Origin of the sequence: Saccharomonospora sp. NPDC046836 (assembly GCF_040645195.1) — a bacterium.
GTDB lineage: Bacteria > Actinomycetota > Actinomycetes > Mycobacteriales > Pseudonocardiaceae > Prauserella_A.
The window spans coordinates 41101-56632 of sequence record NZ_JBEYXW010000004.1 but is presented as its reverse complement, the minus strand read 5'-3'; the positions used below and the strand labels follow the sequence as shown (position 1 = coordinate 56632).

The following is a 15532-nucleotide window of genomic DNA, read 5'->3' as shown; positions in this document are numbered from 1 at the left end:
GCCAAGCCGAGGAGCTCGCACCGTGGGGGATGCGGGGGTCGCCCCCGCAATACCTCAGCCGAGCTCGTCGTCGGTACGGGCGAGCAGCTGGTTGAGGAAGCCGCATGCTTCGGCGGCGGCGCGTTCCGGGTCCTGTGCCGCAATGGCCTCGACCAGCCCGTGGTGCCCGATCGGCTCGGCATGGGACAGGTGGCTCCGCGAGGTGGCCGCGACGCTGGCGATGACCACCTCGGTGAGGCCGCGGTACAGCTCGGTCAGCAGCGTGTTGTGTCCTGCTTGGACGGTCATCAGGTGGAACTCGGCGTCCGCGCGGACGAACTCCTGCAGATCCTGCGCGGCCCAGGCCCGGTCGCGCTCGTCGAGCAGTGCGCGGAGCCGGCTCAGGTCCTCGTCGGTACGGTGCGCCGCGGCCAGTCGTGCGCCCTCGACCTCCAGCGGCTTGCGGACCTGGAGCACCTCGCGCAGCTCGGATCCCGCGAGCCTGCGGATCGCCCCGGACACCTCGCTCGTGGCCCGCACGTAGGTGCCATCGCCCTGCCGGACCTCCAGCAGGCCACTGTGCGCGAGCGCGCGCACGGCCTCGCGCACGGTGTTGCGGCCCACGCCGAGGCCGGCCACCAGCTCCGCCTCCGTGGGGATGCGTTCGCCGACCGGCCACTCGCCGGTTCGGATCGCGTCGCGAAGCTGGCCGATCACCTGGTCAACGAGACCGGAACGCCGCGTGGCCGCCAGAGGCACCGAATCATCCCTTCAGCCGATCATCCTACCTTTTGTTAGGGTAGCCGACATGGCAACCGACGGCCGGACGTTCCTCGACGGCACGCTCGAAAACGAGACCGTTACCCGCCGCAGGGCACTCGCCGGTGGTGGGCTGCTCGCGGTGGCGGTCGTGCTCGCCGCTCTCAACCTACGGCCGTCGGTGACCTCGGTGGGTTCCGTTCTCGACGAGATGGGTGCCACCCTCGGCGCGTCCGCGACCTGGGCAGGCGCACTGACGACGATGCCCGGACTGTGTTTTGCGCTGGCCGGCCTCGCGGCGCCCTACCTGGCCCGGCGCATCGGCCTCGGCACCGCCGTGGCCGTCGCGCTCGCCGTGCTGACGGTGGGACTCCTGGTCCGCGTGCTCAACGGTCCCGCCGTGGTGCTCGCCGGCACGCTCGTCGCCAGCGCCGGGATCGCGCTGGCCAACGTGCTGATCCCAGTGGTGGTAAAGGCTTCGTTCGCCACCCGGATCGGCCTCATGACGGGCGTGTACACGGCCGCGTTGCAGGCAGGCGGCGCAGCCGGATCGGCGCTGACACCGCCGCTCGGCAGCGCATTCGGCGGGTGGCGCGCCGGGCTGGGCAGCTGGGCGGTGCTCGCCGCGCTGGCACTGGTGCTGTGGCTGGTGGCCATGCGGCGCCGCGATGGCAACGTCTCGAGCGCGCCGCGGACGGCCGGTGGTGGCCGTTCACTGCTGCGGAACCGGCTCGCGTGGACCGTCACGTTGTTCTTCGGCTCCCAGGCGTGCTTCGCCTACATCATGATGGGCTGGTTGCCGCAGGTGCTGATGGACGCCGGTGTCAGCCGCACCGCCGCGGGTCTGCTGGTGGGGCTGGTGTCGCTGATCGGCCTGCCGGTGAGCCTGCTCGTGCCGCCGCTGGCCACCCGGCAGAACGGCCAGAGCCGCTGGATCGTCGGGCTCGGCGTGTTCGGCATCGCCGGCGTCACCGGGCTGATGGTGGCTCCGTCGGCGGCACCGCTGCTGTGGTCGGTGCTGGTCGGAATCGGGATGAGCGTGTTCACCCTCGCGATCACCACGATCGCGCTGCGAGCGCGGACCAGCGCCGACACGGCGAAGCTGTCCGGCATGGCACAGGGCCTCGGCTACCTGTTCGCCGCGGCGGGCCCGTTCCTGTTCGGTCTGCTGCGCGACCTGACCGGCGACTGGACGGTGCCGTTCGCCATGTTGCTGGCTGTGCTGCTCGGGCAGTTGACCTTCGGGTGGTTCGCCGGTCGTCCCCGTTACGTCTAGTGACGGACGTCAGTTATCGAGGGGCAGGTTCAGCAACGCGTTCTCGATCAGTTCCGGCATTGCGGGGTGGATCCAGTACTGCCCGCGGGCCATCGAACGAGCGTCGAGTCCGAAGCTCATCGCCTGGATCACCGGCTGGATCGCCGTCGGCGCCTGCGGACCGATGATGTGCGCCCCGAGCAGCTGACCGGTCGTGGGGTCGGCGAGCAGTTTGGCGAACCCGGTGGTGTCCTCCATGGCCCAGCCGTAGGCGATACCGGCGTAGTCCTGCGTCGCCGTCACGTACGGGATCCCGCGTGCCGCGGCGTCCCGCTCGGTCAGCCCGACCGACGCGATCTGCGGTGAGGTGAACACCGCATGCGGTATGAAACGGTGGTCGGCGGCGACCGGCTCGTCCGGATGCAACAGGTTGTGCTGCACCACCCTGGCCTCGTGGTTGGCGACGTGCTTGAGCTCGTACCGCGAGGAGATGTCGCCGAGCGCGTAGATGCCGTCGACGCCCGTGCGCTGGTACTCGTCGACAACGACATGCCCGCTCGGCAGTGTGCTCACGCCGGTCCTGGCGACATCGAGGATGTCGGAGTTCGGTCGCCGCCCGGTCGCGACCAGCAGCAGGTCGCCCTCCACCGTCTCCGTGCCGCCCGGCCACTCCAGATCCAGCGCCACCCCGGTCGCCGTGCGGCGCACCCGCACGGTCTTGCGGTTGAGCCGTACGTCGAAGCGCCGCTCCGCCAGTTCGGTGAACCGGTCGCTGATGTCCTCGTCCTCCATGCGCAGCAGCGCACCGGAACGCGCCACCATCGTCACCTCGACGCCGAAGGAGCCGAATACGTGCGCGAACTCGGCCGCGATGAAGCCACTGCCCAGGATGACCAGCCGGGCGGGCAGCTCGTCGATGCGCATGATCGTGTCGGAGGTGTGGTAGCCGGACTCGGCAAGGCCCGGGATGTCCGGGACGACCGCGCGTCCACCGGCCGCGAGCACGAACTGCTCCGCCGTGACCGACTCGGGCCCGTCCGGCAGCTCGACCGTCAGCTCCTTGTGGCCGGTGAAGCGGGCCTCGCCCTCGTAGACCGTGACGTTGGCGTTGTCCTCGTGTTCGAGCCGGTACTGCCGCCCGCCCGCCGCGATCGGGTCGATCCGGCCGAAGATCCGGTCCCGGATCTCGCGCCAGCGCACGCCGGTGAGCTCGGTGTCCACACCGAGTCGCCCGCTCGCGCTTGGCGCTGCCGCCAGGTCGGCCGGGTGCACGAACATCTTCGTGGGAATACAGCCGACGTTGAGGCAGGTGCCGCCGAAAACGCCCTTCTCGACGATCGCGACCTTCCGGTCGGCGAACCGCTGGTCGAGGATCGAGTTCCCCGACCCGGTTCCGATGATCACCAGGTCGTAATGTGGCACGGCGTTACCCTTCGGAGGAGTGGTTGGGCTGCACTCAGGCCAACCCGAGCACTCGTGAAGTTGTTCCCGGAAGGTGGGTCCTTGGCGAAGCGTCGTGTGCCGGTCGTGATCGTCGCCGGCTTCCTCGGCTCAGGCAAGACCACCTTGCTGAACCACCTTCTCAACAACACCCGGGGTGCCCGGATCGGGGTCGTCGTGAACGACTTCGGCAGCGTGAACGTCGATGCGCTGAGCGTGGCGGGGCAGGTCGACTCGATGATGTCGCTGGAGAACGGCTGCCTGTGCTGTGCGGTCGACGCCGACGGCCTGGACGGCATCCTCGCCAGGCTCACCCGGCCGGGCTCCGACCTCGACCTCATCGTCATCGAGGCCAGCGGGCTCGCCGAGCCGCGCAGCCTCATCCGGCTCGTGCTCGCCAGCAGCAACCCCGGCATCGAGTACGGCGGGCTGCTCGTGCTGGTCGACGCCGCGGAGTTCACGGCAACCCGCACCCGTCACCCGGAGCTCGACCAGCACGTGCGACTGGCCGATCTGGTGCTGCTCAACAAGACCGACCGCGCCGACGACGCCGATCGCCTGCTGTCGTTCGTGCGCGAGCTGGCCGGCGCCACGCCGGCGCTGGCCACCACATTCGGCCGGGTCGACCCGGAGCTGCTGTTCGACCGCGTGCGCACGCCCGAGAATGGCGCGCGGCAACTGTCGTTCGACGATCTGCGTGCCCACGACGACTGCCACGAGCACGCGCACACCGCCTACGACAGCGTCACCTTCACCGGGCAGGCACTGCATCCGCGCCGGTTCGCCCGGTTCCTCGAAAGCCGCCCTGCCGGGCTCTACCGGATGAAGGGCACCGTCTACTTCGGAGTGCCGGGGCACCGGCAGAAGTTCGTGCTGCACACCGTGGGCGCTTACGTCCGGCTGCAACGCGCGCGGTGGGCGGCAGGTGAACAGCGGCGCACCCTGCTGGTGCTCATCGGTGCGGGCATCGACACCCGGGCACTGCACGCCGGCCTCGATGCGTGTGCCGAACCGGAGCCCGGTGGCGTCGACGAGCAGAGCATGCTGCCCGTCCTGCGCTACGTCGAGTCCTGACGCAATCGGATCCGCGGCAGCCCGGCCGGCACGCCGCCGGTGATCAGCGAGAGCAGCGCTTCGATGTCCACAGTGTCCTCGATGGCATCGGCGAGCCCGTCGAGCATGGCCTCCCGGCGTGCAGCGAAGCCCGGTGCGTCAACGGGCGACCACGCCACGCCCGCCTGCTCGGCGACGTCGGTGAGCCACCCGCGGCGGAAGTCGTCGTTCTCGAAAACGCCGTGCCACATCGTCCCCCAGACCGCACCCTGCCGCAGACCATCCAAAAACGACTCCGCCTGCCCCGGCACCTTCTCGGCGATGCCGTGATGGATCTCGTAGCCGCGCACGTCGTGGCCGCGCCACTGCCCAGCAGGCCTGGCGAGACTCTTCTCCGCGCTGAACCGCACCGTGAACGGCAACAGATCCAGTCCCGGCACCGTTCCTGTGAAGGACTCCACGTCATCGTGGATGGTGTTTCCCAGCATCTGGTAGCCGCCGCAGACGCCGAGCACCGGCCGCTGCGCTGCGGCCCGCTGCCGGATCACCTCGGCGATCCCATTCTCCCGCAACCAGTGCAGATCCTCCACAGTGGACCGTGTCCCGGGCAGTACGGCGAGGTCCGCGGCCGCGACCACGTCCGGGTCGGCGGTCACGGTCACCGCGACGCCGGGCTCGGCCGCGAGCGGGTCGAGGTCGGTTGCGTTGGAAATGCGGGGAAAGCGCACCGCGGCCACCCGCAGGGTCGCGCCCGATCCACGCTGGTGGCCGTCCCAGCGCGCGATCGCCAGCGCGTCCTCCGAGTCCAGCCAGACGTCGGTGAGCCAGGGCAGTACGCCGAGCACCGGGCGTCCGGTCAGTTCGGTCAGCGCCCGCAGCCCCGGCGCCAGCAGGGCCGCGTCCCCGCGGAACTTGTTGACCAGGAAGGCCGCGATATGTGCCTGATCGGCTTCGTCGAGAAGCGCGACGGTGCCCGCCATGGCTGCCAGCATGCCGCCGCGGTCGATGTCGCCGACGACCACGACCGGCAGCCCCGCCTGCCTGGCGAGGCCCATGTTGACGTAGTCGCCAGCGCGCAGGTTGATCTCGGCCGGGCTGCCTGCGCCCTCACACACTACGACGTCGTAGCGGTCACGCAGTTCGGCGAGCGCTTCGTACGCGGCGGCGGCCAGTGCCTTTCGCCCTTCGGTCCAGTCCCCCGCGGTCAGCTCGCCCCACGGCTTGCCGCGCAACACGACGTGGCTGCGCCGGTCGCTGCCAGGCTTGAGAAGTACCGGGTTCATCGCGGGTTCCGGCTCGGCACCGGCCGCGACAGCCTGCAGCCACTGCGCTCTGCCGATCTCGGCGCCGTCGGCACAGACCATTGAGTTGTTCGACATGTTCTGTGCCTTGAACGGTGCCACGCGCACACCTTGGCGGGCAAGCCAACGGCACACGCCGGCGGCCACCGTCGACTTACCGGCGTCCGACGTCGTTCCCGCAATCAGCAGCCCACCACGCACGCGGACGACCGTAGTCCACCCGATCCAGTGACCCCGGATCCGGGCACCTCCGGCCTAGGGTGGGCGGAGGTTTTCGAGAGGGGGACACCTATGCCCACGACGCTGCGCCGAGGGTTCGTCGCCGCGGCCGCCGTGCTTGCAGGTTCGGTGCTCGTTCCGGCTACGGCGAGCGGTACACAGCCGTCCATTGTCGGCGGTACGGAGGCGTCGGTCGCCGACCATCCCTACGCCGTGTTCCTTGTCGACAGGCGGGGCAACCAGTTCTGCGGCGGCACGCTGGTCGCCTCCGACACGGTCGTCACGGCGGCCCACTGCGCTGTCGCCGTGGATCGTTCCGAGCTCGGCGTCGTGGCCGGCAGGCAGGACAAGCGGACGGCCGATGGTATGGAGGCCGGTGTGCGTGACGTCTGGGTGCCACCGGCCTACGAGGATCCGACGACCGGCGACGACCTGGCGGTGCTGACTCTCGATCGCCGCGTGCCTTACCGTCCCGCGCGGGTCGCCGGGCCTGCCGACCAGGCGCGGTACGCGCCGGGCACGATGGCGACCGTGCTCGGCTGGGGCCGGCTGGAGGAGGGCGGCGCCAAGTCGACCACACTGCGTAGCGCTCGTGTCCCGATCGTGGACGACGAGACCTGCGGGCGGGCCTACGGCAGTTACGACTCGCGCACGATGGTCTGTGCCGGTTATCCCGAGGGCGGCGTCGACGCCTGCCAGGGCGACTCCGGCGGGCCGTTGATGGTGGGCAACACGGTGGTCGGGGTCGTGTCCTGGGGGGAGGGCTGCGGCGAGCCCGGTAAGCCCGGCGTCTACACCCGGGTGGCCTCCTACGTCGAGGACACCGAACGCGTCTGATACGCATGGCGGGTGACTGATTTCCTGTCCCGCGCCGGGCGTGAGCTGACCGCTGCCGAACTGCACGATCTGCTACGGCTGCGCGTCGAGGTGTTCATCGTCGAGCAGGAGTGCCCGTACCCGGAGATCGACGGCAAGGACCTGCTGCCGGGAACGCGGCACATCTGGGCGCCGGGTCCGGACGGAGTGGCCGGGTGTCTGCGCATCCTCGCCGAGCCAGGCGGTGTGCAGCGCATCGGGCGGGTGTGCACCGCGAAGTCTGCGCGCGGCACGGGACTGGGTGCGCAGCTGATGGCAGCCGCGTTGGACGCTGTCGGCGACGCCGAATGCGTGCTCGACGCGCAGACCTACGCGCAGGGCTTCTACGCGCGCTTCGGGTTCCGCCCCGAGGGCGAGGAGTTCGACGAGGACGGCATCCCGCACATCACCATGCGGCGGCTCGCGCCCGGCCGATGAGTTCCGCGCCCGTGCCGGGTCTGCCTTGGCGAGATATGACCTGGCAGGAGGAACGAACCATGACCAGCACCGAGCCGCGGACCGACCTCGACAGCCGTTACGGCGAGCCGACCGCCACCGCGACACCGTGGGGTCAGGCGTGTGAACAACTGGCCGCCGCGCCGCTGTACTGGCTGACCACGGTCCGTCCGGACGGTCGTCCGCACGTCACCCCCTTGATCGCCGTCTGGCTCGACGGCGCGCTCCACTTCTGTACGGGCAGTGAGGAGCGGAAGGCGCGCAACCTGGGAGGCAACCCGCACTGCGTGTTGACCACCGGCCGCAACGACCTCCACGACGGTCTCGACCTGGTGATCGAGGGCGATGCCATGCGGGTACGGGACGACGCGACACTGCATCGCCTTGCCGACGCCTACGTCGCCAAGTACGGCGAGGAGTGGCGCTTCACGGTTGTCGACGGCGGTTTCCGCCACGACGACGGTGGTGCTGCCCTGGTGTACCAGGTGGCACCGGTGACCGCATTCGGTTTCGGCAAGAGTCCCTACAGCCAGACCCGCTGGCGCTTCTAGTACTCAGGCGCGCGGGGCGACCTCGCTGATCACCTTCACTGCACGGTCCACATCGGACTCGGTGAGGTCAGCGCGTGCCGTCAGCCGCAGGCGGGACACGCCGTCCGGCACCGACGGCGGGCGGAAGCAGCCGACGCGGATGCCGTGCTCCGCGCAGGCTTCCGCCCACGCGAGCGCGGCGCCGGGGTCGGGCGCCAGCACCGACACGACCGCGGCATGCGGCGTGCTCACACGCAGGCCCGCCTCGCGTAGACCGCCCGCCAGGGTCTGCGCGGCCGTGAGTACCTTGCCCGGCAGCTCGGGCTCCTGCTTGAGCACGCGGAGTGCGGCGAGTGCGGCGGCCGCACTCCCGGGGGCGAGGCCGGTGTCGAAGGCGAATATGCGCGCCGAGTCGACAAGATGCTTGATCACCCTGCGCGGGCCGAGCACAGCCCCGCCCTGCGCGCCGAGCGCGGTGCACAGCGTGATGGTGGTGACCACGTCCGGCTCACCGGCGAGCCCTGCCTCGTACACCGCACCGCGTCCGCCCTCGCCGAGGACCCCGAACCCGTGCGCGTCGTCGACCAGCAGCGCCGCCCCGTGTGCGCGGCACACCTCGGACAGTTCCGGAAGTGGGGCGAGGTCACCGTCCACAGAGAACACCGAGTCGGTGACGACCAGCGCCTGGCGCTTGCGTCGCGTCGACAGCGCATGCGCGACCGCGCGCGGGTCGTTGTGTGTCGCGGCGGCGACGTCGGCGCGGGAGAGCCGGCAGCCCTCGATGAGTGAGGCGTGGCTGTGCTTGTCGGCGACGATGGCGGACTCGGCGCCCGACAGGGCCGTCACCGCGCCGAGGTTCGCCAGGAACCCGGAGGAGAAGACCAACGCCGCCTGCGTCCCGCAGAAGCGGGCCAGCTCGTGCTCGAGTTCGGCATGCAGCTCGGTGGACCCGGACACCAGGCGTGAACCGGTGGCACCAGCGCCCCAGCGCAGTGCGGCCGCGGCGGCGGCACTGGCGACCCGCTTGTCCCTGGCCAGCCCGAGGTAGTCGTTACCGGCGAGATCCAGGTGGTCGGACCCGGGCCTGCGGGGCGTCAGGCGCCGGGTGAGCCCGGCCTGTGCGCGGCGGGTGGACTCGGCGTCGAGCCAGTCGAAGACCTGGTCTGGCGGGGTTGCGGCGAAGGCTGGACCGGGCGCGTTCACGCCTGGCAGTCTCGCATCGGACCGAAATGTTGAGGGGACCGAGGGTGACAGAGAACGAGATGCTGGCTCCGCTGCCGACCGACTGGGAGCGTGCGCTCGCGGTGGTCGCGCATCCGGACGATCTGGAGTACGGCGGTTCGGGCGCGGTCGCGCGCTGGACGGACGAGGGCAGGTCGGTGACCTACCTGCTGGCGTCCCGGGGCGAGGCGGGCATCGACGGGATGCCGCCGGAGGAGGCAGGGCCGCTGCGGGAACGCGAGGAGATCGCCAGCGCGCGGGTGGTCGGCGTGGATCAGGTCGAGTTCCTCGACCACCCCGACGGCATGATCGAGTACGGCCTGCCGTTGCGGCGCGACATCGCGGCCGCGATCCGCAGGCACCGACCCGAGTTGATCATCATGACCAATCACAGGGAGACCTGGCCGGGCGGTGACTGGCTCAACATGGCCGACCACCGCAACGTGGGGCTCGCGACGCTCGATGCCGTGCGTGACGCGGCCAACCGCTGGGTGTTCCGTGACCTGACCGAGGCCGGGCTCGAGCCCTGGGACGGCGTGCGCTGGGTGGCGGCTGCGGAGTCACCGTTGGCCACGCACGCCGTCGACATCACGGCCACGATCGACCGGGCCGTGGCGTCGCTGCGGGAGCACCGTGCCTACCTCGCGGGCCTGGGCGACGGTCCGATGACCGATCCGGACACCTTCCTGCGGGAGGCCGCCCTTGAGACCGGCACCCGCTTCGGTGGGGTACTCGCCTGCTCGTTCGAACTGATCCCGATGGGTTAACCGCCCCCAAGGCCACCTTGGTTGCATTCAACGCAACCAAGGTGGCCTTGGGGACCGAACCTCAGGCGGGGGAGTGGGAGCGGCGGTGGGGCCGCTGCGGGCGGTTGCCCCGGCCTGCCGGTTCGCGGCGGCCACCGAACGAAGGCCGGCCACGCCCCGGTGCGCCGCCACGGCGGCCACCTGATGCGCGCGGGGCGTGGTGCTGCTCGACGATGGGCACGCCGCTCGGCATCCGGGCACCGGTGATCCGCGCCAGCTCCTCGTTGCCGGGCTGTACCACCGCCGACTCGGGCCGCACCCCGGCACGGTCGGTCATCCGGCGCACCGTACGCCGCTGGTCACGCGTCACCAGTGTCACCACGGTGCCCGATGCGCCCGCCCTTGCGGTCCGGCCCGCCCGGTGCAGGTAGTCCTTGTGGTCGCCGGCTGGGTCGACGTGAAGCACCAGGCTCACGTCGTCGACGTGAATACCGCGTGCTGCGACATCGGTGGCCACCAGCACCGGCGTGCGGCCCTCCTTGAAGTCGGCGAGCACACGGTTGCGCTGGCCCTGCGTCTTGCCGCCGTGCAGCGCACCGGCGTGCACACCCGCTGAGCGCAGCCGGGTGGTCAACCGGTCGACGTGGTGCTTGGTGCGCACGAACATGATCGTGCGCCCCTCCCGCGCGCCGATCTCGGTGACGATGGCCTGCTTGTCCTCGTGAGTCACCTGCAGCAGGTAGTGGTCCATCGTGGTGACGCTGGCCGTGACCGGGGCGACCGAATGCGTCACCGGGTCGGTCAGGTAGGCCTTCACCAGACGCTCGACGTCGCCGTCCAGCGTCGCGGAGAACAGCAGCCGCTGCCCGTCTGCCGGAGTGCGGTCGAGGATCTCCCGCACCTGCGGCAGGAATCCCATGTCGGCCATCTGGTCGGCCTCGTCGAGTGCGACGAACTGGGTGGCGTCGAGCCGGCAGGTGCCCTGCCGGACGTGGTCGGAGAGCCGGCCGGGCGTGGCGATCAGCAGGTCCACACCACGGGCCAGTGCATCGGCCTGGCGGGTGAAGGCCATACCGCCGACGGCGGTCCGGCACCACAGGCCGAGCGACTTGGCCAGCGGGATGAGCGCGTCGGCGACCTGCATCGCCAGCTCGCGGGTGGGTACGAGCACGAGCGCGCGGGGCTGCTTCGGCTGCGCCTTGCCGCCGTCGAGCCTGGCCAGCAGAGCCAGACCGAAGGCGAGGGTCTTGCCGGAACCCGTCTGTGCACGGCCGAGCACGTCACGGCCGGCCAGTGCGTCGGGCAGGGTCGCCGCCTGGATCGGGAACGCCTCCGTCATGCCCGCCTGCCGCAGAGCACGCTGCAGCGGGGCCGGAAGGTTCAGGTCAGCGAACGAAGTGGTGGTCACACAATGCCTCTCGGACGTGGCACGTCACAAGGAGGCCCGGTTGCCCGGCGGCGCGCGGGCAGGTCGCGATGGTGGTGCGTTGGGCGTTCACAGGGACGAACCCGGCGCACGGCGCTCTCGCGGCACCACACGCCACACTGATGGGTGGAGCACCGAACTCGGAGCCATTCGGCCCGGCGGTGCTCGACCACTGTACCTCAGGGCGCTCCGGCGGCGCGGCGCAGGCTCATGCGCGGCCCTCCCAACTGTCCACAAACGACCTGCTGGGACCGGGTCACAGCGGTGCGGTGAGAGCCACCACACTCAGGCTGGCCGCCTCGGCGCGGAACTGAAAGGTGGTGCCCAGTGGGATCGTCAGGCACCCGGCGGGCCGTAACGTGATGGTCTCCTCACGCTCGTACGGACGGCGCCACATCTGGCCGGAGCCGGCGAGCACGTACCAGACCTCCTGCACGCTGCGTTGCGGCACGGCCACCGACACCTCGCCGCCGTGATCGTCGACGCCGGGCCGGTCCGCGGGGAGCCGCTGCCAGCCGGGCACCCCGGCCGGTTCACGCGCCGGTGACGAGTTCCAGCTCTCGCTCGCCGGTGCGCTCGACGACGAAGCCCGCCCGCGCTGCCACCCTCGCCACTGCGTCCACTGTGGACGGCTCGCTGCGGCTCGTGGCGAGCACCGCGGCCAGCTTTCCCTTGTAGGCCTTGTTGTGGTGGCTGACGATCTTGCGCCGGCCTGTCGCGTCCTCAGTGACGACCCGAACCGTGACGGCGCCGGGTATCCGGGCCAGCGCGACGTAGGTACCCGAGCGCAGGTCGACGACCAGCTCGTCCACGGCGCCGAGTTGGGGTTCCAGCACCGGCCGCCACAGTGCGCCCAGCGTTCCGAACGCCGGTAGCGAACTGCCGCCGGAGAGCCGGTAGGCCGGAATCGGGTCGGTCGCCCTGACCAGGCCGAACAGTGCGGAGGTAACAGCCAGCCGCCGCTGCGCCCTGGCCAGCTCGGCACGCCGGAAGCTCGCGGCGCCAAGCGCGTCGTAGAGCACACCGGTGTAGCGGCGCAGCGCCGGGGTGGTCGGCGAAGACCACAGCTGCGCGTTACGGGTGACCTCGTCCTGCTGCCGCTCCGAGAGCCCGAGTGCCGCCAGGCTGGCCAGCACATCGGCCGCGAGGTCCACGAGCGCGTCGGCCAGCTTGCGCCGTACCGGGTTCAGCTCGGCGAACGACAGCGCCTCCAGGTCGAGCGCGGGTCCGGTGCCGCCGGCGGCCTTGGTCTCGGAGGGAGGCAGGAGTACGAGCACGCCAGCAGAGCGTAGTCGCAGGCTGGGTGGTGTCAGTCGTGGTGCTCGGCCACACAGAACTGGTTGCCCTCCGGATCGGACAGCACCGTCCAGGCGAACCCAGGCGCCTCGTGTTCGGCGAGCTGCGTGGCGCCCAGCCCGACGAGCTTGGCCACGTCGCCGGGCCGGTCCGTGGTCTCGAGGTCGACGTGGATGCGATTCTTGCCGGCCCGGGGCTCGGGTACCTGTTGCAGGGCCAGCCGCACCCCGCCGCCGGTGGGGTTCAGCATCAGGAACTCGCCGTAGTCCAGGGCGATATCGGTCTCCAGCGCCTTCGTCCAGAACTCCGCGAGCCGTCGCGGGTCCGCGCAGTCGATTGTCACCATTGCCAATGTCACGGTCATGTCCACCGACGTTAGGTCAGGGGTACGACAAATACCGGTTGGAGCAGTTCGCGGCCGGTTGACTACCCTTCCCTCAACGTCTCGTTCCTGCCTAGGAGAACACCGTGATCACCAGGATGTCGTCGCTGTTCCTGCGCACCCTGCGCGAGGATCCGGCCGACGCCGAGGTACCCAGCCACCGGCTGCTGGTGCGTGCCGGCTACGTTCGCCGGGTCGCTCCGGGCGGGTACTCCTGGTTGCCGCTCGGCCTGCGGGTGCTGCGCAACATCGAGGCCGTGGTGCGCGAGGAGATGGACGCCATCGGCGGGCAGGAGATCCAGTTCCCCGCGTTGCTGCCGCGCGAGCCGTACCAGAAGACCGGCCGGTGGACCGAGTACGGCGACAGCGTGTTCCGGCTCAAGGACCGCAAGGGCGCCGACTACCTGCTCGGTCCCACGCACGAGGAGCTGTTCGCGCTCACCGTGAAGGGCGAGTACGGCTCGTACAAGGACTACCCGGTCGTCCTGTACCAGATCCAGACCAAGTACCGCGACGAGGCACGGCCGCGTGCCGGGGTCCTGCGCGGACGCGAGTTCGTCATGAAGGACTCCTACTCCTTCGACCTCGACGACGCGGGACTGGCGAACTCCTACCAGCTGCACCGCGACGCCTACATCAAGATCTTCGACCGGCTCGGGCTGGAGTACGTGATCGTCGCCGCGACCTCCGGTGCGATGGGCGGCTCTGCGTCGGAGGAGTTCCTCGCGGTCGCCGCGACGGGCGAGGACACCTACGTGCGCAGCACCGAGTCCGGTTACGCGGCCAACGTCGAGGCCGTGGTGACGCCCCCGCCCGCAGAGCGGCCCATCGAGGGGCTGCCCGAGGCGCAGGTGCACTACACCCCGAACACGCCGACCATCGAGACACTCGTCGACTTCCTCAACGGCGCCGACCTCGGCCGCACGTTCACCGCTGCCGACACGCTGAAGAACGTGCTGGTGAAGATCCGCCAGCCCAACGAGCAGGAGTGGCAGCTGCTGGCCGTCGGCGTGCCGGGCGACCGCGAGGTCGACATGAAGCGGCTGGAGTCCTCGCTCGAACCCGCCGAGGTGGCGCTGCTCGAGGAGGCCGACTTCGCGGCGAACCCGTTCCTGGTCAAGGGCTACATCGGGCCGGGCGCGTTACTGGCCAACGGCGTGCGTTACCTCGTCGACCCCCGCGTCGCGCGGGGGACGGCCTGGGTCACCGGTGCCGACAAGGCCGACAACCACGTGGTCGATCTGGTGTGCGGGCGCGACTTCACCCCGGACGGCACGATCGAGGCGGCCGAGGTGCGCGAGGGCGACCCCTCGCCGGACGGCCACGGCACCCTGGTCGCCGCACGCGGCATCGAGATCGGGCACATCTTCCAGCTCGGCCGCAAGTACACCGACGCGTTCGAGGTCGATGCGCTCGGCCCCGACTCCAAGCCGGTCCGCATCACGATGGGGTCCTACGGCGTCGGCGTGTCCCGGCTCGTCGGCGTGATCGCCGAGCAGCACCACGACGAGCTCGGGCTCGTGTGGCCCCGTGCGGTCGCCCCCGCCGATGTGCATGTCGTGATCGCCGGTAAGGACGACACGGTCGCCGAGGGCGGCGAGCGAATCGCCGCGCAGCTGTCCGGCCGTGGCGTGCGGGTGCTGCTGGACGACCGCAAGGCCACGCCCGGCGTGAAGTTCGCCGACGCCGAGCTCATCGGTGTGCCGACGATCCTCGTGGTGGGCCGTGGCCTGGCCAAGGGAGTCGTCGAGGTGAAGGACCGGGCCAGCGGCGAGCGCAGCGAGATCGCCGTCGACGACGTCGTCGAGCACCTGCTTGCGCTGACGGGCCGGTCAGGTCGGTAGCGCGCCCAGTACGGCGCCGGTGTCCGACAGGTCACCGAACACCACGTTGGCACCGGACGCCTGCAGTTCGTGCTCGCTGTGCCGTCCGGTCGCCACACCGACCGCGACCGCGCCGTGTGCCCGCGCCGCCTCGACGTCGTGCGGGGTGTCGCCGATGACGATCACCGACTCCGGCGCGAACGCGTGGTCGTGTTTGCGCGCGGCCAGCGCGACGGCGTGGGCCACCAGGTCGGGACGGTGTGCCGACAGCGAGCCGTAGCCGCCGATGCCGAAGTCGATGTGGGTGTGCAGGTCGAACGCGCTGAGCTTGTGCTCGGCGATCTCGGGCAGGTTGCCGGTGACCAGCGACTGCACCACGCCGTCCTGCCCCGCGAGTGCCGACAACACCGCGGCCGCCCCCGGCAGTGCGTGCCCGTAACCGGTCAGGGCCGGCCGCGCGGCCGAGGACAGCCGGACGAGCTCCTGCCACACCGCGCGGATGCGATCCTCGGTCGGCTCGATGCCGTGCGTGGCGAGCAGTTCCATGGAGATAGCGCGCTCGGTGCGGCCGGGGAAGGACGGCAGGTCCCGTAACGCGACGCCCGCGACCGTCGCGAGTGCGTCGGCGTACCACCGCCCACCGAGGCCACGCAGGTCGACGAGCGTCAGGTCGATGTCCCACAGCACCAACCGTGCCGAGTTCCCGTTCACGCGCGCCACGCTACTCGGACCGTATTTCAACGCGCGTTGACATTAGTCCCGCCCGGTCGTACCGTGAGCGAATAATTCAA

16 protein-coding genes are annotated in these 15532 nt (G+C 70.6%); 7 read left to right on the top strand and 9 right to left on the bottom strand.

Translation table 11 applies throughout. From position 1 onward, the window contains the following. Positions 1–54: 54 nt before the first annotated feature. Positions 55–738, bottom strand: a complete 684-nt coding sequence (locus ABZ863_RS06930; protein WP_358531903.1) for a FadR/GntR family transcriptional regulator — start codon at positions 736–738, stop codon at positions 55–57. Positions 739–787: 49 nt separating this feature from the next. Between ABZ863_RS06930 and ABZ863_RS06925 the strand changes: the two genes are divergently transcribed. Next, a complete protein-coding gene (locus ABZ863_RS06925) occupies positions 788–2014 on the top strand; it encodes an MFS transporter (protein ID WP_358531901.1) in 1227 nt (408 codons plus the stop codon). 9 nt (positions 2015–2023) lie between these two features. Here the strand turns inward: ABZ863_RS06925 and ABZ863_RS06920 are convergent, their stop codons facing one another. Further along, positions 2024–3415: a mycothione reductase gene (locus ABZ863_RS06920; RefSeq protein WP_358531899.1), complete on the bottom strand. Its 1392-nt coding sequence runs from the start codon at positions 3413–3415 to the stop codon at positions 2024–2026. 81 nt (positions 3416–3496) lie between these two features. Between ABZ863_RS06920 and ABZ863_RS06915 the strand changes: the two genes are divergently transcribed. Beyond that, positions 3497–4507, top strand: a complete 1011-nt coding sequence (locus ABZ863_RS06915) for a GTP-binding protein (protein ID WP_358531897.1) — start codon at positions 3497–3499, stop codon at positions 4505–4507. Here ABZ863_RS06915 and ABZ863_RS06910 read toward each other — a convergent pair. Further along, positions 4492–5988, bottom strand: a complete 1497-nt coding sequence (locus ABZ863_RS06910) for a cobyric acid synthase (RefSeq protein ID WP_358531895.1) — start codon at positions 5986–5988, stop codon at positions 4492–4494. The two genes, ABZ863_RS06915 and ABZ863_RS06910, sit on opposite strands and share 16 nt — an antisense overlap. Positions 5989–6078: 90 nt before the next feature. On the opposite strand from ABZ863_RS06910, the gene ABZ863_RS06905 reads away from it, so the two are divergent. The 3 genes from ABZ863_RS06905 to ABZ863_RS06895 are packed head-to-tail and all read left to right on the top strand — an operon-like array spanning position 6079 to position 7868. Then, positions 6079–6843, top strand: coding sequence for a serine protease (locus tag ABZ863_RS06905; protein WP_358531893.1), 765 nt, complete (start codon positions 6079–6081; stop codon positions 6841–6843). Positions 6844–6855: 12 nt separating this feature from the next. Then, positions 6856–7299 (top strand): GNAT family N-acetyltransferase, encoded by a 444-nt coding sequence (locus tag ABZ863_RS06900; protein WP_358531892.1) that lies wholly within the window; start codon positions 6856–6858, stop codon positions 7297–7299. A 59-nt stretch (positions 7300–7358) separates the two neighbouring features. Continuing rightward, positions 7359–7868 (top strand): pyridoxamine 5'-phosphate oxidase family protein, encoded by a 510-nt coding sequence (locus ABZ863_RS06895; protein WP_358531890.1) that lies wholly within the window; start codon positions 7359–7361, stop codon positions 7866–7868. Positions 7869–7871: 3 nt separating this feature from the next. Here ABZ863_RS06895 and ABZ863_RS06890 read toward each other — a convergent pair whose 3' ends face one another. After that, positions 7872–9050 carry an 8-amino-7-oxononanoate synthase gene (locus ABZ863_RS06890; RefSeq protein WP_358531888.1) on the bottom strand — a complete coding sequence of 393 codons (1179 nt, stop codon included), beginning with the start codon at positions 9048–9050 and terminating at the stop codon, positions 7872–7874. Between the two features lie 59 nt (positions 9051–9109). Between ABZ863_RS06890 and ABZ863_RS06885 the strand changes: the two genes are divergently transcribed. Further along, the gene (locus ABZ863_RS06885) at positions 9110–9835 is read left to right on the top strand and encodes a PIG-L deacetylase family protein (RefSeq protein ID WP_358532397.1); all 726 of its coding nucleotides are present in this window, start codon (positions 9110–9112) and stop codon (positions 9833–9835) included. Between the two features lie 61 nt (positions 9836–9896). Here the strand turns inward: ABZ863_RS06885 and ABZ863_RS06880 are convergent, their stop codons facing one another. The 4 genes from ABZ863_RS06880 to ABZ863_RS06865 form a co-directional block, all read right to left on the bottom strand. After that, complete coding sequence (locus tag ABZ863_RS06880) at positions 9897–11222, bottom strand: DEAD/DEAH box helicase (RefSeq protein ID WP_358531886.1); 1326 nt, start codon at positions 11220–11222, stop codon at positions 9897–9899. Between the two features lie 274 nt (positions 11223–11496). Beyond that, positions 11497–11763: a hypothetical protein gene (locus ABZ863_RS06875; RefSeq protein WP_358531884.1), complete on the bottom strand. Its 267-nt coding sequence runs from the start codon at positions 11761–11763 to the stop codon at positions 11497–11499. A 10-nt stretch (positions 11764–11773) separates the two neighbouring features. After that, positions 11774–12517 carry a peroxide stress protein YaaA gene (yaaA, locus tag ABZ863_RS06870; RefSeq protein ID WP_358531882.1) on the bottom strand — a complete coding sequence of 248 codons (744 nt, stop codon included), beginning with the start codon at positions 12515–12517 and terminating at the stop codon, positions 11774–11776. Positions 12518–12549: 32 nt separating this feature from the next. Then, positions 12550–12900, bottom strand: a complete 351-nt coding sequence (locus ABZ863_RS06865; RefSeq protein ID WP_358531880.1) for a VOC family protein — start codon at positions 12898–12900, stop codon at positions 12550–12552. Between the two features lie 104 nt (positions 12901–13004). Here ABZ863_RS06865 and ABZ863_RS06860 point away from each other — a divergent pair, with 104 nt between their 5' ends. Beyond that, entirely contained in the window at positions 13005–14762 is a 1758-nt protein-coding gene (locus ABZ863_RS06860; protein WP_358531878.1) for a proline--tRNA ligase, read from the top strand. Here ABZ863_RS06860 and ABZ863_RS06855 read toward each other — a convergent pair. Beyond that, the gene (locus ABZ863_RS06855) at positions 14751–15452 is read right to left on the bottom strand and encodes a haloacid dehalogenase-like hydrolase (RefSeq protein WP_358531877.1); all 702 of its coding nucleotides are present in this window, start codon (positions 15450–15452) and stop codon (positions 14751–14753) included. The genes ABZ863_RS06860 and ABZ863_RS06855 overlap by 12 nt on opposite strands. Positions 15453–15532 lie beyond the last annotated feature (80 nt).